The organism is Occallatibacter sp. (assembly GCF_049582745.1).
Taxonomy (GTDB): Bacteria; Acidobacteriota; Terriglobia; order Terriglobales; family Acidobacteriaceae; genus Telmatobacter.
Window position 1 is genome coordinate 1 of sequence record NZ_JBAUUO010000144.1, and the last position, 19,035, is coordinate 19,035.

24 protein-coding genes are annotated in these 19,035 nt (G+C 59.0%); 12 read left to right on the forward strand and 12 right to left on the reverse strand.

Annotated features, from left to right (window positions below; genetic code table 11):
- Nucleotides 1-175: 175 nt before the first annotated feature.
- Nucleotides 176-565: a hypothetical protein gene (locus WCA10_RS20385; protein WP_472824363.1), complete on the forward strand. Its 390-nt coding sequence runs from the start codon at nt 176-178 to the stop codon at nt 563-565.
- 68 nt (nt 566-633) lie between these two features.
- On the forward strand, nt 634-1,458 hold the full coding sequence (locus WCA10_RS20390) for an alpha/beta hydrolase (RefSeq protein WP_472824364.1): 825 nt from the start codon (nt 634-636) through the stop codon (nt 1,456-1,458).
- 13 nt (nt 1,459-1,471) lie between these two features.
- On the opposite strand, the gene WCA10_RS20395 is transcribed toward WCA10_RS20390, so the two are convergent.
- Together WCA10_RS20395 and WCA10_RS20400 are read right to left on the reverse strand one after the other, a co-directional pair.
- Nucleotides 1,472-2,143 carry a phosphatase PAP2 family protein gene (locus tag WCA10_RS20395; protein ID WP_472824365.1) on the reverse strand — a complete coding sequence of 224 codons (672 nt, stop codon included), beginning with the start codon at nt 2,141-2,143 and terminating at the stop codon, nt 1,472-1,474.
- 35 nt (nt 2,144-2,178) lie between these two features.
- On the reverse strand, nt 2,179-2,640 hold the full coding sequence (locus tag WCA10_RS20400; protein WP_472824366.1) for a DUF695 domain-containing protein: 462 nt from the start codon (nt 2,638-2,640) through the stop codon (nt 2,179-2,181).
- Nucleotides 2,641-2,988: 348 nt separating this feature from the next.
- Between WCA10_RS20400 and rpsP the strand changes: the two genes are divergently transcribed.
- The 3 genes from rpsP (at nt 2,989) to rimM (ending at nt 4,304) form a co-directional block, all read left to right on the forward strand.
- Nucleotides 2,989-3,243: a 30S ribosomal protein S16 gene (rpsP, locus tag WCA10_RS20405; protein ID WP_472824392.1), complete on the forward strand. Its 255-nt coding sequence runs from the start codon at nt 2,989-2,991 to the stop codon at nt 3,241-3,243.
- A gap of 167 nt (nt 3,244-3,410) precedes the next feature.
- Nucleotides 3,411-3,680: a KH domain-containing protein gene (locus WCA10_RS20410; protein WP_472824367.1), complete on the forward strand. Its 270-nt coding sequence runs from the start codon at nt 3,411-3,413 to the stop codon at nt 3,678-3,680.
- A gap of 42 nt (nt 3,681-3,722) precedes the next feature.
- A complete protein-coding gene (rimM, locus tag WCA10_RS20415; protein ID WP_472824368.1) occupies nt 3,723-4,304 on the forward strand; it encodes a ribosome maturation factor RimM in 582 nt (193 codons plus the stop codon).
- 93 nt (nt 4,305-4,397) lie between these two features.
- Here rimM and WCA10_RS20420 read toward each other — a convergent pair whose 3' ends face one another.
- The 3 genes from WCA10_RS20420 to WCA10_RS20430 form a co-directional block, all read right to left on the reverse strand.
- The gene (locus WCA10_RS20420; protein WP_472824369.1) at nt 4,398-6,023 is read right to left on the reverse strand and encodes an OmpA family protein; all 1,626 of its coding nucleotides are present in this window, start codon (nt 6,021-6,023) and stop codon (nt 4,398-4,400) included.
- Between the two features lie 224 nt (nt 6,024-6,247).
- Nucleotides 6,248-6,829: a hypothetical protein gene (locus WCA10_RS20425; protein ID WP_472824370.1), complete on the reverse strand. Its 582-nt coding sequence runs from the start codon at nt 6,827-6,829 to the stop codon at nt 6,248-6,250.
- Complete coding sequence (locus WCA10_RS20430) at nt 6,826-8,043, reverse strand: DUF2157 domain-containing protein (RefSeq protein ID WP_472824371.1); 1,218 nt, start codon at nt 8,041-8,043, stop codon at nt 6,826-6,828. Before WCA10_RS20430 ends, WCA10_RS20425 begins: the two co-directional genes overlap by 4 nt.
- 292 nt (nt 8,044-8,335) lie before the next feature.
- Between WCA10_RS20430 and WCA10_RS20435 the strand changes: the two genes are divergently transcribed.
- The 3 genes from WCA10_RS20435 to WCA10_RS20445 all read left to right on the forward strand — a co-directional run bounded on the left by WCA10_RS20435 (nt 8,336) and on the right by WCA10_RS20445 (nt 10,735).
- On the forward strand, nt 8,336-9,232 hold the full coding sequence (locus WCA10_RS20435; protein ID WP_472824372.1) for a GntR family transcriptional regulator: 897 nt from the start codon (nt 8,336-8,338) through the stop codon (nt 9,230-9,232).
- 76 nt (nt 9,233-9,308) lie between these two features.
- The gene (gene trmD / locus WCA10_RS20440) at nt 9,309-10,169 is read left to right on the forward strand and encodes a tRNA (guanosine(37)-N1)-methyltransferase TrmD (protein ID WP_472824373.1); all 861 of its coding nucleotides are present in this window, start codon (nt 9,309-9,311) and stop codon (nt 10,167-10,169) included.
- The gene (locus WCA10_RS20445; RefSeq protein WP_472824374.1) at nt 10,169-10,735 is read left to right on the forward strand and encodes a methyltransferase family protein; all 567 of its coding nucleotides are present in this window, start codon (nt 10,169-10,171) and stop codon (nt 10,733-10,735) included. Before trmD ends, WCA10_RS20445 begins: the two co-directional genes overlap by 1 nt.
- A 21-nt stretch (nt 10,736-10,756) precedes the next feature.
- Here WCA10_RS20445 and WCA10_RS20450 read toward each other — a convergent pair whose 3' ends face one another.
- On the reverse strand, nt 10,757-11,227 hold the full coding sequence (locus WCA10_RS20450; RefSeq protein WP_472824375.1) for a hypothetical protein: 471 nt from the start codon (nt 11,225-11,227) through the stop codon (nt 10,757-10,759).
- 97 nt (nt 11,228-11,324) lie between these two features.
- Between WCA10_RS20450 and WCA10_RS20455 the strand changes: the two genes are divergently transcribed.
- Together WCA10_RS20455 and rplS are read left to right on the forward strand one after the other, a co-directional pair.
- Nucleotides 11,325-11,630 carry a hypothetical protein gene (locus WCA10_RS20455; RefSeq protein WP_472824376.1) on the forward strand — a complete coding sequence of 102 codons (306 nt, stop codon included), beginning with the start codon at nt 11,325-11,327 and terminating at the stop codon, nt 11,628-11,630.
- 67 nt (nt 11,631-11,697) lie between these two features.
- Nucleotides 11,698-12,063, forward strand: a complete 366-nt coding sequence (rplS, locus tag WCA10_RS20460; RefSeq protein WP_472824377.1) for a 50S ribosomal protein L19 — start codon at nt 11,698-11,700, stop codon at nt 12,061-12,063.
- A 94-nt stretch (nt 12,064-12,157) separates the two neighbouring features.
- Here the strand turns inward: rplS and WCA10_RS20465 are convergent, their stop codons facing one another.
- Nucleotides 12,158-12,343 carry a hypothetical protein gene (locus WCA10_RS20465; protein ID WP_472824378.1) on the reverse strand — a complete coding sequence of 62 codons (186 nt, stop codon included), beginning with the start codon at nt 12,341-12,343 and terminating at the stop codon, nt 12,158-12,160.
- Nucleotides 12,344-12,466: 123 nt separating this feature from the next.
- Between WCA10_RS20465 and WCA10_RS20470 the strand changes: the two genes are divergently transcribed.
- Nucleotides 12,467-13,144, forward strand: coding sequence for a ribonuclease HII (locus tag WCA10_RS20470; protein WP_472824379.1), 678 nt, complete (start codon nt 12,467-12,469; stop codon nt 13,142-13,144).
- Between the two features lie 126 nt (nt 13,145-13,270).
- Nucleotides 13,271-14,443 carry a hypothetical protein gene (locus WCA10_RS20475; RefSeq protein WP_472824380.1) on the forward strand — a complete coding sequence of 391 codons (1,173 nt, stop codon included), beginning with the start codon at nt 13,271-13,273 and terminating at the stop codon, nt 14,441-14,443.
- On the opposite strand, the gene WCA10_RS20480 is transcribed toward WCA10_RS20475, so the two are convergent.
- From WCA10_RS20480 to WCA10_RS20500, 5 genes are all read right to left on the reverse strand, one after another.
- A complete protein-coding gene (locus WCA10_RS20480) occupies nt 14,428-15,051 on the reverse strand; it encodes a protein-methionine-sulfoxide reductase heme-binding subunit MsrQ (RefSeq protein WP_472824381.1) in 624 nt (207 codons plus the stop codon). The genes WCA10_RS20475 and WCA10_RS20480 overlap by 16 nt on opposite strands.
- A 117-nt stretch (nt 15,052-15,168) precedes the next feature.
- Entirely contained in the window at nt 15,169-16,164 is a 996-nt protein-coding gene (gene msrP / locus WCA10_RS20485) for a protein-methionine-sulfoxide reductase catalytic subunit MsrP (protein WP_472824382.1), read from the reverse strand.
- Nucleotides 16,165-16,271: 107 nt separating this feature from the next.
- On the reverse strand, nt 16,272-17,381 hold the full coding sequence (locus tag WCA10_RS20490) for a LacI family DNA-binding transcriptional regulator (RefSeq protein WP_472824383.1): 1,110 nt from the start codon (nt 17,379-17,381) through the stop codon (nt 16,272-16,274).
- A gap of 196 nt (nt 17,382-17,577) precedes the next feature.
- Nucleotides 17,578-18,057: a MogA/MoaB family molybdenum cofactor biosynthesis protein gene (locus WCA10_RS20495; RefSeq protein ID WP_472824384.1), complete on the reverse strand. Its 480-nt coding sequence runs from the start codon at nt 18,055-18,057 to the stop codon at nt 17,578-17,580.
- Between the two features lie 10 nt (nt 18,058-18,067).
- The gene (locus tag WCA10_RS20500) at nt 18,068-19,024 is read right to left on the reverse strand and encodes an alpha/beta hydrolase (RefSeq protein WP_472824385.1); all 957 of its coding nucleotides are present in this window, start codon (nt 19,022-19,024) and stop codon (nt 18,068-18,070) included.
- Nucleotides 19,025-19,035: the final 11 nt, after the last annotated feature.

Genomic DNA, 19,035 nt, shown 5'->3' on the forward strand with positions numbered 1-19,035 from the left:
AAGCATGGCTGATCCTTTCTTCTCTGAAGGTGGTCCTGACTGGGAACCCACTTCAGAGTAACTGGGGATCAGCCTCCTCAAACATTCCTCGGGTCAAACAGATATCCGCTATTTTGGACAGCAATGCATGGGGATATAGGGACTGCAACCGCAGCACCGGAGAGATTTCGAGAATATGAAGGTCTCGAAGGAACGCGTGAGCTTTGGAAAGGTAATCCGGAACCGTGAGGATCGATTTCGTACCGGCGACAAGGTACTGAAACCGAGCGAGGTCATTACCGTCAAAGTGACTTCGTTCGTGTTCAGATTTGGATCGATAGATCAGCTCAAAAGGTGCCTTGAGTTCTTCGAGAAAAAGATACACCCGAGCAGCCGGATCCCTGCGAAAGAGTTGGCGGCCGATCTCGGTGAGGATTGGCGGAAACTGCGCGGATGGGAAGTGGAACGATGGTTTGAGCGCCTCCCAATGTATCTCTTCGAAGAACCGAGGCGGCAAAAGGTTTTGAAGGCTCTCCGTAAGGCGCTTGCTCTTGAAGAAGCCGGCAAGCTTACGGCAAAAAAGTGAATCCAGCACATACGCTACACCGGTTTCCAAAGAGGAATTCGACAGTTTGAACCTTGAGCATGAGACAGATGGGGAAGCGAGCGAGGGCGGTGCTGGCGCAGATGGAAGAGGCGCCGATGCATCCACGCTTGCATCTTCATAAGGACTTTAGAAGCAATTATCTGCCTGATAATCGCGATGTAATCGTTTATCTTCCTCCGGAGTATGAGAAAGAACCAGAACGCACCTATCCGGTGCTCTATCTCCACGACGGGCAAAACCTTTTCGATGGGCGCACCTCGTTTGTGAAGGGGCGCACGTGGATGGTGCGCGAACATGCCGATGAGGCGATCGAAGCGGGCGAGGTTGAGCCGCTGCTGATTGTGGGCATCTATAACACCGGCGACCGCAGGCTGGCCGAATACACGCACGAGTACAACTGGCAGATGGGCGGCGGCGAGGCTGACAAATATGGCGATCTGGTGACGCGGGAGTTGATGCCGTGGATCGCGAGTGAATACCGCGTGCGGCAGGATCGCGAGAGCACCGGGATGGGTGGATCTTCGCTGGGCGGACTGGTCACGCTCTATTTAGGACTGCGGCAGCCGCACGTATTCGGCAAGCTGGGAATCCTGTCGCCAAGCGTCTGGTGGAATCACAAGAGCATTCTGGGCTACCTGAACGAGCATGCTCCGCAGATGTGGGAGCGGCCGCGGGTGTGGCTGGATGTGGGCGATCGTGAGGGGCAGCGAACTTTGCGCGATGTGGAGCACCTGGCGCGAAGGCTGAAGGCGAACGGCTGGCGTCCGGGTGAGTCGATGCACTTTGAGAAGGTGCACGGGGGCACGCATGATGAGGCGAGCTGGGCAGAGCGCGTCAGGCCGATGCTGAAGTTTCTGTTTCCGGCGGGTTGAGGTTTTCCGTCTTTCAGACCACCGGAAGGTTTGGCGCCTTACGCCACTTCTGGTAGGCGCTTCCAACGGCGAGAGACCAGACAAGCGCGGCGAGATAACCGGCGAGAACATCACTCGGATAATGGACTCCGAGATAGATTCGCGAATAGCCGATTGCGCCGGAAAGACCTACCCAGAAGGCCAAAATGGCGATGCGAACCCAAATGTTTTTCCGACTCGCTGCGAACAGAGTCGCGGCACTGAGGCACAGGCAGAAGGAAAGCATCGCGTGTCCGCTGGGAAAACTGTAGGAGGCGGGAAGGCGGGTATCAAAGAAAGGTTGCGGTCGGGCTCGATGGAAGCCGATTTTCAATATCCACATCAAGAGGCTTCCCCCGCCTGCGGTGACCGCGATCAGGATTGCACGGCGGGGATGGCCGACGAACCACAGTGCGAGGCAAGCTGTGAGTGCAATCAGAGTAACAACGAAGGGCGAGCCGAGCACAGACAGGGCTTGCATAATGGCGGTGAGCTGTGTGGAGGAGTGGGCGTGCACAAACATTCGAACCGTGTCATCGAATTGGCGCGTGTCTCCTTCGAGCATCTCCTCGGCCAGACGCGCAAACAAGAACAGGAAGATGGCGGCACCGCCCAACCCGGCGACAAGTGGCGTGCTCAGCCGTGAGAGCACTGTTGGTCTACGCACGAAGGTTGAGCCCCATGGTATGAGTATGCAACCGGCTACAGAAGCTTGCTGTAGAGTTTCCAGTCCTTGTCGGGCTCGATTTTGAGATGAACTCTGTGGGTGAAGACGCGAGCGAGCAGGTCGTTGTCGAACTTCCGCTGTACGCCATCGGGGTTGCGGGTGTAGAGAATGTACTCGCGGACCCCGGGGATGGTGGTGGTGGCGACAAAGATCGATTCCCGATTGGGCTCGAAGACTGCGCAGATGTCGTTTTCGATCCGCTTGAGGGTTTCGGTTTCGCCGGGGTTGGGAAAGCCGTCGCGGGTGGTGTCGACCATGGGCACTGCGATGGCGACGTAATGGCCGTATCCGTTGACTCCTTTGAACTTGCTGTAGCCAGTGTGCACACGGACAAGCATCGGCTTTCCGATGGGATCCTGCCCTTTGCGTTGCGTCCAGGTACCAGGGACGGGTAATTTGTCAGGGCTGAGGGGCTCTTTCGTGGAAAATGGCCACATGCCTTTTTGGCTCCTGTGCACGGATGGGTGGAGTTCGCAATAAGTATGCCTTGAATGAACGACTTTGGACAGTGACCGAACGCAAATTCATCTGCAACTTTGGCAGCATGCGGCTCAAGGAAGCGGCGAGTGGCGATCAAGGGAAGAGCTTGCTTGAAACGGCAACTATCGGCGATACTTAGGTGTTCGAGTCTTTCACCCTGCGGAGGCAGATTTATCCGAGGGAACCCCGATCGCCCCCAGCGGGAATACGGGGGGATACTGGCCGGGCATTTCAGCCCGGGCCGGAGACCACTAAAAAGACCGCAACAGAGCACCGGAATTGAAAGGACTCGTAACCCCGTGGTGATGATTCGTTTGGCGCGTGTTGGCGCCCCCAAGCAGCCCTATTATCGTGTCGTAGTGATCGAGAAGGACCGTGCCCGCAATGGCCGTTCGATCGAGGTTGTCGGCACCTACAATCCACGCACCAGCCCGGCTTCAGTCGACCTGAAGCACGACCGCATCGCTTACTGGCGCGGGGTGGGCGCACAACTGACCCCCATTGTGGCCAAACTGGTCGCCAAGAACCCTGCCAAGGCAGCGGAGCCTGCGGTCGCCTAGTCCCCATTCACTCAATCTGAGTTGCGTGCGGGATTTTTCGAAATCGCGCACGCAAGGTTACCGACTTCCCGCACACACGGTACTGACTTGACGAGGGGTGTGCTGATAGTATCTGCGCACCGATCCAAGTCGCTTCTCCTTGGATGTTTACGGTCAGAGGCAAGTTCATGACCCAAGTTGACATGGTGGCAGTAGATGAACTGGTCCGCGAAATCGCGCGGGCTTTGGTAGACGAGCCGGAAGCCGTCGAAGTGGAGTCTGTACAGCGGGACGAAAACACCGTTTTGCGGCTGAGGGTGGCGCCCGCAGACGTCGGCAAGGTGATCGGGAAGCAGGGGCGAACAGCCCGCTCAGTCCGCACCATTCTGGGAGCAGTCAGCATGAAGCTGCATCATCGCTACACGCTCGACATCCTGGAAGAGGACGACGAAGAGTAGGATGGCCAAACCCCTTGGGGACAAGCATCGCTCAGGGCGCAGATGATCGCGCCGAGTGGATGGGTGTGGCTTGCGCGCGTAAAGCGCACACAAGGCCGCAAGGGCGAGGTCTTCGCCGAAATTCTCACTGACTTTCCTGAAAAGTTTGCGGAGCGGCGACGACTGTGGCTGCTCGGCGAAGATGCGTCTGCCCGCAATGCTGCTGCCGGTGCGAATCCGCACGAGGTGGAATTGGTGCATCACTGGCTGCACAAGGGCGGCGTGGTGCTGCACTTTGCGGGCGTGGATTCGATTTCGGCGGCGGAAGCGCTTGCCGGAATGATCGTTGCAATTCCGCAGGAAGAACGAGCAGCACTTTCGGCAGACGAGTTATATATCGGCGACCTGATTGGGTGTGTGCTGGTAGACGTTGCCGGCGCCGAGCCTGTGACCGTAGGCGAGGTCGAAGATGTGGATCGCAGCGCGGGGCCGGTGGCGATCCTCGTGGTGCGTGGAAAATCCGCCGAAGAGATTCTCATTCCCTTTGCGAAGGATTACTTGCGGCGCATCGATATAGATGCACGGCGCGTGGAGATGGCGTTGCCGCAGGGCCTGCTAGAGCTGAATGATCCAAAGCAGAGTTGACTAGCAGCGCTTCTGCTTCTTCAAAGACTCGCCAATCGGGCCGATGCGGAGTTCATCAGACAATTCCCTTTTGAAATGCCAGTCATTCGCGCCTTACTCGCGCGTGAGTTCGACACGCCGATTGCGGGCGCGGCCTTCCAGGGTGTCGTTGGACTCGACTGGCCGCGACGCCCCAAAGCCGTCGGTCGAAAGGCGGTCAGGAGCGATGTGATAGCGCGTGACGAGCGCCTGTTTCACCGCGGCGGCGCGGCGTTTGGATAGATCGAGATTGTAGGCGTCTCCGCCGATGTTGTCGGTGTGACCTTCGACAGTCAGCTTCCATGTGGGGTTATCCGTCATGGCCTGGACGATCTGCTTCAACACCGGCTCCGATTCCGGCTTGATGGTGTCTTTGTTGAAGTCGAAGTAGATGCCGTAGGTGACGGCGCGCTTCTGCTCGGACAGCTGCTTTTCAACGATGTTGACGGGGCGCGCGGTCTTGAAGTCGATCTTGACAACCTCGACCCGGAATTTGCCGTCGTGAAAGGCCGGGTCCTTCTCTTTCCAGAGCAGGACAAGGGGGTCCGCAGGGTCATCGAGAAAATAGAGATCGGTTGCGGCGTGGTTGGGACGCCATTTCTTTGCTCTCGGATCTTTTCCGCTGGAATCAAAGACCCCAGAGAGATGGATCGCCGGAATCGTGACGCGCTCATCATTCAAGATCATCGGATAGGGAACATCCTGCGGTTCGACGCGAGTTAGAAGGCCCGCATCGTGCGCTGGCTTAACCGCATCGCCTGCCTGCAGGAAATCAAGATACGTCAGACTGGTCTTGCCTGAAGATTTCACCTCGTTGAAGGCCTTGTCAGACAACCGAAGTCGCGTGACGCCATGGATGAGAGGCGGTATGTGCGTGCCTACAACTGTTACGTACGTATCTGAGGAAACCAGGTCGGCGTTACAGACGGTTTGCCGGTAGCTGGAGGGGCTTTGTTCCTGGCCGTAGTCATTTTTGTACGCGCCAGTGCTATTCGACATTGAGATGGAATCGGCCGCAGGTGCATCGATCGTAATGCGGCTTTCGACGTCTTCGTATTTGATGCCCCAGGCGGTTGTGAGTACGGTTCCATCCTGAAGTGGAATGCGGGCGCTGCCTTGAGACGGCAAGGGCGCCGCCGAGCATGGTTCGACGTGATCCCTTTCAGAGACGCTGGGCACGAAGTCGCCATCGTTGGGCACCGCTTCCCCATTGTGTTTGGCGGAGTCGATCATTCTGCCGAGATTGCCGAGCATTCCGGAGAGACCGTCTTGAGGATTCGATTCGGGCTTACCGTCGGGCGAGGTGGCAGGTTGCGCGTTGGGCGAGTTTGCCGCTGCCTGGGCCTGGTGCAGCATTGCCGTGGCTTTCTGTTTCACCTTGTAGCCGGCATACACCAGCCCGCCGACTACAAGTGCAACGAGCAGTACAAGAACGCAAGACGCGATGATCACAGCGCGCAGACATCCGCTATTGGTTGTGGAAGCCTGTTGTTGAATGGGGACAGCGGGGGTGGGCTGCCATGCGGGCGCGGGCGGCGGTCCAGGAACGGCGGCTTCCACGGGCGGGGCAGGCTCGGGAACTGGGGGCTGTGGGTTCGGTGCCTGCATCGCTCCCGGTGGCGCCGGAACGGGCGCGCCACATTGCGTGCAGAACTTCAGGTTCGGTTCAAGCCGGTTACCACACCTGGCGCAAAAGCTCATCGACCTCAACCTCCGCCTCTCTGCTTTGGCGCATCTCCATGCAGGATTCGACCCGTGTTTCACAGCGTGGGTGTCCCATGAATACCGCTGAGGCTATGGGTAGTCAAGGGAAACATCACTGACTCGCGAGTGACCCGCTAATGCGCACTGAGTCAAGCACCTGCGGACGCAAATGAAGCAAAGGGCTAGGCGACCACCAAACTTTGGAGCCGATCTATTGAAGCCTATTGAAACGCCAGAGGCTTCCACGCGCCATTGTCTTTAAGCGCCAGTTGCAGTGGGCGTGGCGGGCCTTTGGGCGGCAGTGTCACTTCGATCCAGAGTTGCTGTCCGGGCTTGAGCCGTGTGGGGTCGGCGGCTGTATCCGGAATATAAAAATCCACAGGATTGGAGAGGTTCAACTGATCGCAGGGTGCGCCGGGCCATGCAGCGACGGTCTGGGTCGGCGTGGATGTGTCGGACTCGGGAACGCGCATGGCGATCAGCTTGTTTTCTTTGACGGCGAGTTTCGCCTGGAACCAGACGGTATTCACCGAACGGATAGAGAAATTATTTCCGTTCGGCACGCCATTGATGTTGCGCGGAAATTGAGCATCTTTGGCACTGGGTAGCGTGCTGCCGCATGCATCAACCGAGAGTTGCAGGCTGAGGTAGCGGCCGCGCATCACGAGTTGAGGATCGTAGGCGGCGGTGCGCGTCCACACGCGGGGGCAGGTGGCGCGTTCGTAAAAGTACTTTGCTGCAATCGTCGAGACGATCAGCAATTGCAGGATGAGAAGGGCGATCGAAGGTTTGGAGAGTTTCATCGCGCCTCCTCCAGTGTCGCGGGCAATTGCGCCATGTGCGCGAGCAGACGGCGGCGCGTCTTCTCAAGCGCCCACCCGCCGGCGAGAAAGAGTACGCCAAGGCCAATGAGAGCGAGCGAGCGGTCCATTTTGTCGAAGAGGTCGCTGAAGTAGAACCAGGCGACGGTGGCGCCGAAGAAGACGGTGCCGAGGTTCACGAGTCCGCGGCTCGCCTCTCTCACTCCCCACCAAATGAGGAAGACGCAGAAGGCTGCGACGAGGGCATGGGCAGCAAAATTCGGCTCGGTACGGGTCCACGAGCTGGAGGCGTAGTGCTGAACGAAAATGCGGTTGCACCACGGCAGCGCGATGACAAAGGCGATGGCGGCGAGTACGGGGATCGCGCTTTTACGCAAGCGGAAAACCGAGATGAGGATGGGGATTGCGGCGATGTCTACCCATCCCCAGAAGCGTGTGTGGAACGGCGGGTAAGGCTGCATTCCATACCAGGAGTGCCAGCCATCGAGCAGCAGGAAAACGCTGGTGACGGCGGCAATCGCGGAGCCGGTAAAAAGAATGCCGCGCAGGACGCGCCGTTCTGTGCCAATGAAAAATGTGAGATAAAGAATGGCCCAGACGAAAAGGAATCGGCCAACGTACGCTTCAACACCAATGTGGTTTTCTGCAGCATAGCTCCACTCACAGATGAGCCATGCGGGAAACAGGAGCAGCGTGAGCGTCTGCTGCGCCTGGTCGCGCAGGAGAATCCAGCCAAGGAGTGCGGCGATTGCCCACATAAGGACGGCGGCGGGCCAGTGTTCCTGGATGTTGAAGATCTGGCCGACCAGCGCTATAGCAGCGCCAGTCGCGATGGTGCCGACCGCGTGAAGCGTGGTGGAGAGGGCCTTGTACTTTTCGCGGGTGAAGGCGCCACCGAGGTGAAAGATGGTCACCATTCCCAGTACCAGCAGGTAGCGCATGCCCCTGCCGAGCTGGTCCCAGTGCGCTGAGACGAAGAGGATGACACCGCTGGCCAACAGGATGCCGCCGAGGATCAGCGCGACGCGGCCCTGCCAGGCCATTCCTTCGGCTTGCGCTTTCTTGCGAACATCGGGTGCGATGGGATTGGCGGTGGGCGCCTGTGCGGATTCCCAGGCGCGGATGCGGGCAGCGGCCTCAGCATCGAGTACGCCGGCAGATTGCCAGCGTTTTAGCAACGGTTCATATTCATTCATAGAAGTTGGCCAATATTAAAGCACAGCAACAGCGGGTCGAGTTGACGGAGGTCTTGATCGGAACCGACTCGATTGGGGTTCCAGCAGGTTGGCGACAACCTGCACCACGCAGCGCGAACGGAATGTACATCAGTATTCATCTCGAAAAATGAGCATCTCATCTTGCCTCCCTGGATCGCGAACCCTTCTGCTTGCCTGAGAATAGGCAAAAGGCGCTGTGTGAACCAGCAGGCATGTGATGGTTTCGGTTACCGTCACACTCGCCGCGTATGGGCGTGAGTGGAGAGAACGAATGCAAATCGCACTGAGCAAGAACAGTGATGTCCCGCTGAGGCAACAGCTCGCCGAGCAAATTGTGTTCCTGATTACAACGGGCCAACTTCGTGCGGGCGAGGCACTGCCCAGTGTGCGTGCGCTGGCGAGGCAAACCAACGTGCACCACAACACGGTGAGCGAGGCATATCAGCAACTCGTGCTTCGGGGCTGGGTTACGGGTCGGCGCGGTACTCAGCTGGTCGTGGGAACAGGTTCCGGCGCACCCCTGGTGAAGCCGCGCACGCTTGATGAATTGATCAACGAGAGCATCGATCGCGCCAAGGAGATGGGCTACACCTTACAGGCGCTGAGACAGAAAGTACTGGAGCGCCTGATGGCTCAACCCCCTGACCACTTTCTTGTTGTGGAGCAGGAACCCGGTCTGCGCGAGATTATTCGGCAAGAAGTTGTCGACAGCCTTGGTTTGCAGGTCGAGAGCTGCTCTCCCGCAGATTTTGCGAGCGATCCAAGCCTTGCCATTGGCGCCCAAGTGTTGGCCGCGAATCACCTTGTAGACGATCTGAAGATGCTGGTTCCGCAAAGCCGGCCAACGATCGGTCTTGTCTATTCGCAGGCTGCCGAACACGTTGATCTGATTCGCAAGCTCAAGAATCCGTCCATTGTGGCCGTGGTATCGGTGAGTGAGAGCTTGCTGCGGACAGCCAAGGGCCTCCTGGCCCCGGCGATGGGGAGGAAGCACACTCTCAGCGAGATTTTGGTGATGAAAGATGCACCGGTAAACCTCGACACCCTCGATCTAGTGTTCTGTGACACGGTTACTCTTTCCATGATCCGTTCTCGACGCAAGGTTCACTATCGGCTCATCGCCACTGCCTGTCTCGAGCATCTTGCGTCGTCTTACAGCCGAAGTTGAATGCGATGCGGTGGGCCTGATCTCATCCAGACCCTCTCTACGCCATAATCCGGTTCTATGATCGTGAGTGACGACTATGCGGTTTGAGATCATCACGATATTTCCCGGGTTCTTTGCCGGCATCTTCGAGCATGGGATTGTGCGGCGGGCGCAGGCAGAGGGACTTGTGGGTATTGGCCTGCACGACCTTCGCACGTTTACGCACGATCGGCACCGCACGGTGGACGATCGGCCGTTTGGCGGCGGCGAGGGGATGGTGCTGAAGCCGGAGCCGCTGGCGGAGGCGCTGGGGGCTCTCGGAATTGATGCGAAGACAGCCGAGAAGCAGGTCCTTCGCTTCGCTCAGGATGACGGCTCAGAATTAAAAGTTGGCACGCGGGTGATTTTGCTGTCGGCGCAGGGGCGGCGGTTTACGCAGGCGTTGGCGCGGGAGTTGGCGAAGGTGGAGCGCGTGGTGTTGATTTGTGGACGCTATGAAGGCGTCGACGAGCGCATCAACGAACTCTACTGCGACATGGAGCTTTCAATCGGCGACTATGTGCTGAGCGGCGGTGAACTTGCCGCGGCCGTGGTGGTGGATACTGTGATGCGGCTGGTGCCGGGCGTGCTGGGCAACGAGGCTTCGGGCGAGTTTGAAAGCTTTGGTGTGGCCGATGCGGAGATCGGCACGGACGAAGCGGGAGTGCCGCGTTCGCAGCATGGGGCGGGCGGGTTGCTGGATTATCCGCACTACACACGGCCGGCGGAGTTTGGCGGAGTGCGCGCGCCGGAGGTGCTGATGAACGGCGATCATCTGCAAATTCGAAAATGGCGGCGTGAGCAGCAGTTGCGCAAGACGCTGAAGAATCGACCGGACCTGCTGGAGCGGGCGGAGCTGAGTGAAGAGGACCGCCGCATGCTCGATGACCTTGGCTCGAACGACGGAGAGGGAGACTGATGAGCACACTGCAAATTGCCGCGTGGGTCGAACTTGGCGTTTGCTGGATTGCATGGTCTCTGGCATTTGTGCGACCGCGGAATCGTGCTCAAGGGGCGAAGAAGAACGTGAGTGCGCCGGCATCGCGATGGGGAATCGTACTTGTGATGTTGGGATATGCGTGCATCTGGGCATTTGTGCGGCCGGTTGGATTTGAAAAGTCTGCCACATCGTTGATTGCTTCGATGATCGTGGGGCCGCCTTCGGTGGTGCTGGTTTGGATGGCGGCGCGGCATCTCGACAAGCAGTGGCGCTTTGAAGCGGCGCTGAGCGAGGATCACAAGCTGATCACCACCGGACCGTATCGCTGGCTGCGCAATCCGATTTATGCGTCGATGCTGGGCATGCTGCTGGCAACGGGATTCGCGAAGACCTGGTGGGCGTTATTTGTCGCGGGTGTGATTTTCTTCGTGATTGGAACCGAGATTCGCGTACGCGCGGAAGAGAAGCTGCTGGCGGCGCGGTTCGGAGAGGCATTCGCGCGGTACAAGGCGAGAACTCCTGCCTATTTTCCCTTCATCCGTTAGACAGTTTGAACATGCGAGACTTCAACGGAACGGCTGGACGGCCGGTGGCTGATCGGCGCCGACCTGACTCGCAGCGATTTTCGCGACGAAAAAGTTTTCACCGGAGGTTGGCGAGCCGGCTAACCGGCGCATCATCGCGATCTGTCCAACGTGCGTGAGCGCATCGGCAATGGGCCCCTGAAAGAGCGGTTCGGCAGCGGCGTGCATGGGTTGATCGGACGCGAGGTAGTCGTCGAAGGCTTCGAGGGCGGCGAAGAAGCGGGCTTTCTCCCGCGGCCATGGCAGAGGCGTCGAGTTGTGCCAGCGTTCGCTTCCCTGCACCGCGCTGAGAGCCCAGTCGAAGAGGTCGCCCATGTGGGCGAGGATTTTGATGGGCTGTCGGCCGCAGCCGTCGAAGCTGGCGAAGGTATCGGGTGCGCCGTCGAGGGCGCGGGCGGCGCGATAGGCGAGGGCCGCGACAGTGTGGCGGAGAAGTTCGCGTTTATCGTTCATGGCGCAAATATAGCGCAAGGCTCCGAAGGGTGACCGCAAAACAACAGCGGTGCTAGACTCTGGTCAGCGCTGGGAAGTGAGCAGCCGGGAGGCTCATATGTTGCGGAGACTCGGAATCTGGGCGCTATGTGGATGCGCAGTTGCGCTGATCTGGGCTGCCGTTTTCTACCTTGCCGGCCCGAGCAATGGTCAATATCCGAGCCAAGGGGCTATCTTGCATTACCTGGGGCACACGCCGCTATTGCCGATTACTGCCCCGGTGGCCCTGCTGGGACACCATTACGCGATCACGTGGTACTGGTCGACGGCAATCAATGCCGCTATTTACGCCTGCGCGGGCCTGGTCGTGGAGACGATTCGGCTGGCAGTTCAGTCGAGCCGTCTGCGTTTGCGCCACGAATGAGAGATTAGGCCTTTGGGCCCTTTCTCTGTTAAAATCAAGGTTCTGAGTCCATCAGCAGGAAGAAGCTATGTCTATCCATCCAGTAATGCAGCGCCTGGCCGACAAGCTGAAGCGCACCGATCTCCCCACGTTTGTACCCGGCGACCAGGTTCGCGTGCAAGTCAAGATTAAAGAAGGCGATAAGGAACGTTTGCAGGCTTTCGAAGGCCTCGTGATCGCCATCAACAAGGGACCGCAGGGCACCTTTACCGTCCGCAAGATGAGCTTTGGCCAGGGCGTGGAGCGCATCTTCCCGTTCAACTCCAAGGTCGTCGATAAGGTCGAGAAGATTCGCAGCTACAGAGTGCGGCGTGCGAAGCTGTTCTACATCCGGGGACTGCGCGGCAAGGCCGCCCGTCTCAAGGAAGTGGAACGCGCGTCCGCAAAGGCATAACGGGCTTCCCTTTCCAAGGGCCAACGAAAACCCCGGCTTCGGCCGGGGTTTTTATTTCCTGCAGACTAGAGCCGTCTGCGTGGATGGGATGGCCTTAGTCTTCGTGGGTGTCTTTGTTGAGGCGTTTGGCGTCGCCGGTCTCTTTGGTTTCATCGAGGCCGGTTGAATCGGCTACATCCACTGTTCCGAACGAATCATTCACAACACCATCATCGGGCGGCGGGTTCTTTTCTTCGAATCCGCCGGGCTGCGTGTGGGTGGGCTTCAATTTGTCGGTCATCAGACCTCCTGGCGGTTGGATGCGCGCCTGACGCTCATCGAGCGATTTACCGCTCGAATACAGCACCGGTTTTCCGCAGGTGTTCGTCGCTTGGGGAGTGTGATTCGTTCATATACTGAGGGCATGGCTGGAAATCCGACGTGCGGTTGGAAGCTGGAGAAGGCTGCGGCGCAATGCGGCTTTCTGCGGATTGCCGGTTGCGACGAGGTGGGGCGCGGGCCGATGTTCGGGCCGGTGGTTGCGGCCGCGGTGATTCTTCCGCTGGGATGCCGTCTTACGGGGCTGAACGATTCAAAGCAGCTTTGCGAAAACAAGCGCAACGAGCTTGACGCGGTGGTGCGCGCCAAGGCGCTGGCATTTGCCATCGCCGCCGTGGATGTGGAGACGATCGACCGCATCAACATTCGCAGGGCTTCGCTGCTGGCAATGCGCCTGGCCGTCGAGCAACTCGCGATTGCTCCGGATTATCTGTTGATCGATGGTTGCGATACGATCGACTGGGCGTGCCCGCAGGAGTCGGTCATTCATGGTGACGGAACCAGCTACTCGATCGCCGCGGCAAGCGTGCTGGCCAAGGTGCATCGCGACCGGCTGCTTGTCGAGTTGGACTCGATGTATCCGGGCTATGGGCTGGCAAAGCATAAAGGGTACTGCTCGCGCGAGCACATGGCGGCACTGGGAAAACTGGGGCCGACACCGCTTCACCGCAAGAACTGGAGTCCCGTAGCGCAGACGGTGTTGGACTTTGGCTCTGCGATGGATCTCGATGGCATAACCGAGCCCATGCTCCATTTGGACTGAGCGGGAGACTTCTCGACCTCCTGCCGCCAGTTTGCGGTGGAATCTGCCTTCTCACATCTGATCACTGTTCGGAAGAGCAAATAGGGTTAGAATTCTTGCGCGCCTGAATCGACCCGGAGGCAGGATATGTCGGGTTACTGGCTTTTGCTTTCTTCTGCCCTCTGTCTCACGATGTACGACTGCGGCCCGAGTTCCCGGTTTGCCCCGAGGAAGCCGGATGCTACCAAAGGCACCGTCACTGGAACGGTTTTCTGCACCGATACGGGCAAGCCAGCCCGATTTGCAGCCGTCACTCTGCTGTTAGACCCAAGTGGCCCCAAGGAGAGTACGAGCTCAGAGTTGGAGACGACCGAAACAGACCTCGATGGCCGATTCAAAATCGAAGCAGTCGCACCCGGCCGATACTTTGCGTTTGCGACTCTCGAGGGATATCTCGATCCGGAATACGGCCTCGAATTTGAAGCGTTAGGGCGGGACGCCGATGGGAGCGAGAAGATGTCGGATGTCGTCGACCAGTGGAAGGAGCACATGGTCGAGATTTCTGTGCGCGCGCAACAGGCGACCGATGTATCGATCGAGATTGAGCGCGGAGCAGAGATAGCCGGCAGGGTCTCGTACGACGATGGCCCGCCGGCAATCGGCATACGCTTCGCGTTCTACCGACACAATGCAAAGAGCGGATGGTCCCTCGTTGGACCGCTACGGGAGGGATCCTTCACACTGCAGGAGACGAGTGATTCTCATGGCAGATTCGCGATCCCGAACCTGCCTGCGGGCGAGTACATCGTGTGTGCTGTGATTCCTGGAGACGCACAAGCGTCGTCGCCTCAGATTTGCCTCGGAAATGTGTTTCGGAAACGAGATGCGAGATCAATCTCGGTCGGCGCAGGAGATGCCGTGAACGGAGCGGACATTCTGATTCCCTTGAGGGCCATCCATTCGATTGCAGGCTCGCTGGTGCAGGTTGCTACCGATCAACCACCCATACAGGCGAAGCTGAGTCTGCTCTACAGCGATGATCGTGAAGTGGCGATGAGTACGCCAGCCTTCTCGGATGGAACCTTTCTTTTCCCATTTGTTCCCGAAGGAACTTATATCCTGCAGGTGTCGGACGCCAATTACACTGAACCGCCCGCACCAGCCGGATCGACGGAGAGTGGCGCGAGTCCACCGGCAAAGGTACATCAATTTGCGAACCGGGAAGTAGCCGTCACAGTCGATGGAGATGTTAAGGACCTCGCTGTTGGAATGGTCGAAACGACTCCTCAAAAACCGGCGGCGCATCAGGTCCGGGAATAGACCGTCCGCGCCTTGCGTTCGTGTATCCAGGTCAGCACCGGACGCGCAAGGAGAAGCACGAAGAGCGTAATGGTGAGATTCATGGGGCTGAGGACGCCGGGCTTGACCTGCCACCAATAGTGGATGATTCCGCAGATCGCGGCGAAGTAGACAAGCTTGTGCAGGCGGTTCCAGCGCTTGCCGCCGAGTTTGCGAATAGCCCATGTAGTCGATGTGGCGGCGAGAGGAACGAGCAGCGTGTAGGCAGCGAAGCCGGCGATGATGAAGCGGCGCTTGGTGATGTCGGTCTTGAAGACGCTCATGTCGAAGTTCAGGTAGAGGGCAACGTAGGTGGCCAGGTGAATCGACGCGTAGAAAAACGCGAAGAGACCAAGCAGGCGTCGGAACTTGATGAGCCACGAGAGGCGCGGCGATAGCAGGCGCAGAGGGGTGATGGCGAGCGACAGAATCAACATCAACAGCGCGTTGTAGCCGGTGGTGAGGGCGATGGTTGATGTTGGATCGGGGCCGAGTGTATTGGTGACGGCCTGGTAGACGAGCAGCGCGAAGGGCGAGAGGCACGCGATCCACGTGAGCGTCTTGAGCGTGATGAGAGTCTTGCGATTCATGCGTAAATAAAGGGGGCCGCGGAGATTGTGGTTTAGCGAGTCAGCTTCCGCTGCGCTCAAACAGCAAGTTAGCGAGTTAGCGGCGATTCGCGTCCGCGGCTAATGCCACCAACTCCGCTAAAAGTTCCTGTTCAAATCCATGCCGTTATAGAGCGAGGCTACTTGCTCGCCATAGCCGTTGAACATGAGCGTCGTACGGCGCTGCGCATAGAACGGCAGGCCGATGCGGCGCTCGGTCTTCTGGCTCCAGCGCGGATGATCGTGATTTGGGTTGACGTTGGAGTAGAAGCCGTATTCGTTCGGCGCCTGCTCATTCCAGGTGGTGGGCGGCATCTTGTCGAGAAAGCGCACGGTGACGATCGACTTCGCCGATTTGAAACCGTACTTCCACGGCACTACGATGCGGATTGGCGCTCCATCCTGGTTCGGCAGCACCTGGCCGTAGAGACCGAAGGTGAGCAGTGTGAGCGGGTGCATGGCTTCGTCCATGCGCAGGCCTTCGGTATAGGGCCAATCGATGGTGGATTCAGACGTCCACTTCTCCACGTGCTTGTCGTAATAGGAGAGAAACTGGACAAACTTCGCGCTGGGCAGTGGGTCGCATTGCTTGATGAATTCAGAGAGAGAGTAGCCGACCCAGGGAATGACCATGCTCCACGCTTCAACGCAGCGGTGGCGATAGACGCGGTCTTCGAGGGGGCGCAGTTTCAGGAGGGCCTCGATGTCGAATGTCTTTGGCTGTTTCACCTTGCCGTCCACTTTCACGGTCCAGGGACGGGTGGGCAGAACCCCGGCATTTTCGGCGGGCTGATCTTTTTGAACGCCGAACTCGTAGAAGTTGTTGTAGTGCGTGATGTCTTGAAAGCTGGTGAGCTGTTCGCCTGTCGTGGTCAGCGGACTCTTGACGGTCTGCAGCTTGGTTTCGTCGGCCAGAGCATGGGTGCGTGGCGCGAAGACCTCCGCCAGTCGGTCGGCGCCGGCAATGGCCGCACCTGCGGCTGCACCGCCGGCGATGGCATTGCGCAGAAAGCGGCGCCGGCTCAGAAACTGCTTATAACTCTCGCTTGACGTGATCTCCGATGAGGAAATGTCGGAGGGCTTGCGAATCAACATGAAATGACCTCGTGCCGGGGGAGTTTCGACAGCACTTATTAGACACCTGCAGGTCCTGACAAGTTACAAGTAGTCGGAAACCGTTCAATTGAGAGAACAAGTGGGGATTAATGCTTGATTGCGGTGCGGCGCGTCGAGGGTCTTGTCTTGGCCAGGGCCGGCAGGCTGCCCCGTGGAAAGGCGGTAGATTGGCGCACCACGAGTTGCGTGGAAATGTGCCACTCCCGTTGCTGGGCCTGGGGATGACCGGGCTCGATGCCGGCGCGCAGAGCCTGAACGGCGGCTGCGGCGAGATGCTTGCACGACATCTGCACCGTGGTGAGCGGAGGCAGCATGAACTGTGCAAGATGAATGTCGTCGAATCCCACGACGGAGACGTCTTGCGGCACCGCGCTCTTTGAGCGATACAGACCGTGCAGCACGCCAATGGCGGTCATGTCGTTGGAGCAGACGATCCCCGTGGGAAGCTCGGCGAGCGCCAGCAGAGATTCGCTGGCCCTGATGCCGCCTTCCATGGTGTGGGTGCCTTCGACCTGATGCTCAGGCGGAACCTGAAGTCCAAGCTCGGCCATGGCGGCAAGAAAAGCGTCGCGCCGCGCCACTGCTGAGCGCATCCGCAAAGGACCGCTGACGAAGGCGATGCGGCGATGGCCCAGCGCCGCGAGATGCTGCACAGCTTCGCGGATCCCCTCTCCGTAGTTGACCTTGAGAACACGAATATTCGGCAGATCGGGCCCCGCATCGACAAACACCACGGGAAACGCACGCTCAACGAGCCTTTGGATCAGTTCCTCCTCGATACCGAAGGTCATGATGGCGACACCGTCGACGCTGCGCTGTAGCATGCGTCGGATGAGCGCCTCGGTGCGGGCAGTTTCGTAGTTTGTGGAGCCGATGAAGACCTCGTAGCCCTGCTCGACAGCGAGGTTCTCGAACTCCTGCACGAGTTCGGGAAAGAATGGATTGGTGATTTCCGAAACCACGAGGCCAAGGATGCGGCTGCGGCCGGAGACGAGCGCGCGGGCCTGGGTATTGGGTACGTAGCCCACTTCCTTGATTGCGCTCCATACGCGCTCTGCAAGCGCGGGCGCGACCGTGGAAATACCGTTTACCGCGCGGGAAACCGTGGCAATGGAGACACCGGCGCGCTGCGCCACATCGCGAATGCTCGCGCTGGCTGCACGAAGCCGGTTCGGGTTCTTCCTTGCGCCGCCCATAGATACACCGATTCTAGAGTATTTTCTCGTGTTTCACGATAGGACTCCAACAGAAATTTGCGCTCCGGACTCGGCAGGAAAATACTGAATCCATGACGTTGACTGGGATTGATCCTGCGGCGGATTGCGCAAGTTGACGACGCGCGATGGACTCCGATCGAGAAAACGTTTCCAATCCTAGGACCGTGCCGGCAGATCAGGGGTGGCTCTGGCCGCCCTCGGCGACTTCAAGCGCGTGGCGCAGCAGCACCAGGATCGAGCCAAGGCTCTCTTCAGCGCCGCGCTTGCTGCCTGGCAGATTGACAATCAACGTCGAGCCGCGCAACCCGGATACGCCGCGAGATAGCCAGGAAAACGGATTGTTCTCGGCGCCACGAGCACGCATGGCTTCGCACAGTCCAGGAGCCACGCGATCGAGGATGCGGAGCGTGGCTTCGGGCGTGCGATCGCGGGGACTCATGCCAGTGCCGCCCGCCGTGAGGACCAGCGCGGCTCCCTGCGTGCTCCATTGTTTGAGCTGCGCGGCGATTTTTTCTTCGTCGTCGGGAACGAGGGCGGTTTCAACCTGTGCAGCGGGCCAGTGCCGGCGCAGCAGCGCGACAACCGCCGGGCCCGCGGTATCGGTCATGAGGCCCTGGGAGCAACGATCGGAAACGGTGAGAACACAGAAGAGCATGGGAGTGATTCTAGTTCCCTGCCGATCCGTGCGCGCCTTCCAATTTGTGCGGCAGCATTTTGATCGTCTGCAGCCAGATTTTCGCTGTATCCGGCCATGTGGTCACGGGCAGTTCGGTGCGGCGCAGGCCGTATCCGTGTCCCCCTTCCGCGTAGATGTGCAGTTCAGCGGGAACCTTGGCGGCCTTCAACTGGAGAAAGTAGACTGTTGCATTTTCGACGTGCACGGGGTCATTTTCGGCCTGCACGATGAATGTGGGTGGCGTCTGCGCCGTCGGGTTGATATCTGCATTCGGCGCCATGTGCTCGGCGGCATTGGCGAGATAGCCGGGATAGATGATGAACGCAAAATCGGGCCGACAACTGAGCTGATCGGCGGCGTCGATGGAATCGTAAAGGCGCTTGTCGAAGTGGGTGCTGAGCGCGGCAGCCAGGTGCGCCCCCGCGGAGAAGCCGAGAACGCCGACGCGATTGGGGTCGATGTGCCACTCGGCGGCGTGCTGGCGAACCATGCCAAGAGCGCGCTGCGCATCCTGCAGGGCTGCAGCGGATTTGGGATACGGACCGGCGTTGGGAACTCGATACTTCACCAGCACGCAGGCCACGTTCATGGAGTTGAGCCAATCGCAGACTTCGGTGCCTTCGAGATCGATGGCGAGGATCTGATAACCGCCACCCGGAAAGACAACAACAGCCGGTCGCGTCGCGTTGGCCTTTGGCGCATAAAGCGTCAGAGTCGGATTAGAGACGTTGCCCAGACGAATAAGCGGGCGGCCGGCGATGAGGTTGTCGGTGGGTTTGGTTGTGTCGATCTCAGCCGGAGGATTGGCCGGCGCGCCGGGTGCACCGTTAGTCCAGAGCGGCAGGGTGACGTGACCGGGAGCAGGCTCCCACGCGGGTTTTTGCGCGACAGCACAAGCGGCTGACGTAATGATGGCAGTACAGACAAAGAGAGCAATTCGTTTCATGCTGAGACTCC

What these genes read in the sequence shown, in the direction of transcription:
- WCA10_RS20420 (WP_472824369.1), bottom strand. Translation starts at nt 6,023, where the DNA reads ATGAGCTTTTGCGCCAGGTGTGGTAACCGGCTTGAACCGAACCTGAAG.
- WCA10_RS20465 (WP_472824378.1), bottom strand. Translation starts at nt 12,343, where the DNA reads ATGACCGACAAATTGAAGCCCACCCACACGCAGCCCGGCGGATTCGAA.
- WCA10_RS20445 (WP_472824374.1), top strand. Translation starts at nt 10,169, where the DNA reads ATGAGCACACTGCAAATTGCCGCGTGGGTCGAACTTGGCGTTTGCTGG.
- WCA10_RS20390 (WP_472824364.1), top strand. Translation starts at nt 634, where the DNA reads ATGGGGAAGCGAGCGAGGGCGGTGCTGGCGCAGATGGAAGAGGCGCCG.
- rplS (WP_472824377.1), top strand. Translation starts at nt 11,698, where the DNA reads ATGTCTATCCATCCAGTAATGCAGCGCCTGGCCGACAAGCTGAAGCGC.
- WCA10_RS20455 (WP_472824376.1), top strand. Translation starts at nt 11,325, where the DNA reads ATGTTGCGGAGACTCGGAATCTGGGCGCTATGTGGATGCGCAGTTGCG.
- rimM (WP_472824368.1), top strand. Translation starts at nt 3,723, where the DNA reads ATGATCGCGCCGAGTGGATGGGTGTGGCTTGCGCGCGTAAAGCGCACA.
- WCA10_RS20385 (WP_472824363.1), top strand. Translation starts at nt 176, where the DNA reads ATGAAGGTCTCGAAGGAACGCGTGAGCTTTGGAAAGGTAATCCGGAAC.
- msrP (WP_472824382.1), bottom strand. Translation starts at nt 16,164, where the DNA reads ATGTTGATTCGCAAGCCCTCCGACATTTCCTCATCGGAGATCACGTCA.
- WCA10_RS20470 (WP_472824379.1), top strand. Translation starts at nt 12,467, where the DNA reads ATGGCTGGAAATCCGACGTGCGGTTGGAAGCTGGAGAAGGCTGCGGCG.
- WCA10_RS20500 (WP_472824385.1), bottom strand. Translation starts at nt 19,024, where the DNA reads ATGAAACGAATTGCTCTCTTTGTCTGTACTGCCATCATTACGTCAGCC.
- rpsP (WP_472824392.1), top strand. Translation starts at nt 2,989, where the DNA reads ATGATTCGTTTGGCGCGTGTTGGCGCCCCCAAGCAGCCCTATTATCGT.
- WCA10_RS20450 (WP_472824375.1), bottom strand. Translation starts at nt 11,227, where the DNA reads ATGAACGATAAACGCGAACTTCTCCGCCACACTGTCGCGGCCCTCGCC.
- WCA10_RS20410 (WP_472824367.1), top strand. Translation starts at nt 3,411, where the DNA reads ATGACCCAAGTTGACATGGTGGCAGTAGATGAACTGGTCCGCGAAATC.
- WCA10_RS20430 (WP_472824371.1), bottom strand. Translation starts at nt 8,043, where the DNA reads ATGAATGAATATGAACCGTTGCTAAAACGCTGGCAATCTGCCGGCGTA.
- WCA10_RS20435 (WP_472824372.1), top strand. Translation starts at nt 8,336, where the DNA reads ATGCAAATCGCACTGAGCAAGAACAGTGATGTCCCGCTGAGGCAACAG.
- WCA10_RS20475 (WP_472824380.1), top strand. Translation starts at nt 13,271, where the DNA reads ATGTCGGGTTACTGGCTTTTGCTTTCTTCTGCCCTCTGTCTCACGATG.
- WCA10_RS20490 (WP_472824383.1), bottom strand. Translation starts at nt 17,381, where the DNA reads ATGGGCGGCGCAAGGAAGAACCCGAACCGGCTTCGTGCAGCCAGCGCG.
- WCA10_RS20400 (WP_472824366.1), bottom strand. Translation starts at nt 2,640, where the DNA reads ATGTGGCCATTTTCCACGAAAGAGCCCCTCAGCCCTGACAAATTACCC.
- trmD (WP_472824373.1), top strand. Translation starts at nt 9,309, where the DNA reads ATGCGGTTTGAGATCATCACGATATTTCCCGGGTTCTTTGCCGGCATC.
- WCA10_RS20480 (WP_472824381.1), bottom strand. Translation starts at nt 15,051, where the DNA reads ATGAATCGCAAGACTCTCATCACGCTCAAGACGCTCACGTGGATCGCG.
- WCA10_RS20425 (WP_472824370.1), bottom strand. Translation starts at nt 6,829, where the DNA reads ATGAAACTCTCCAAACCTTCGATCGCCCTTCTCATCCTGCAATTGCTG.
- WCA10_RS20495 (WP_472824384.1), bottom strand. Translation starts at nt 18,057, where the DNA reads ATGCTCTTCTGTGTTCTCACCGTTTCCGATCGTTGCTCCCAGGGCCTC.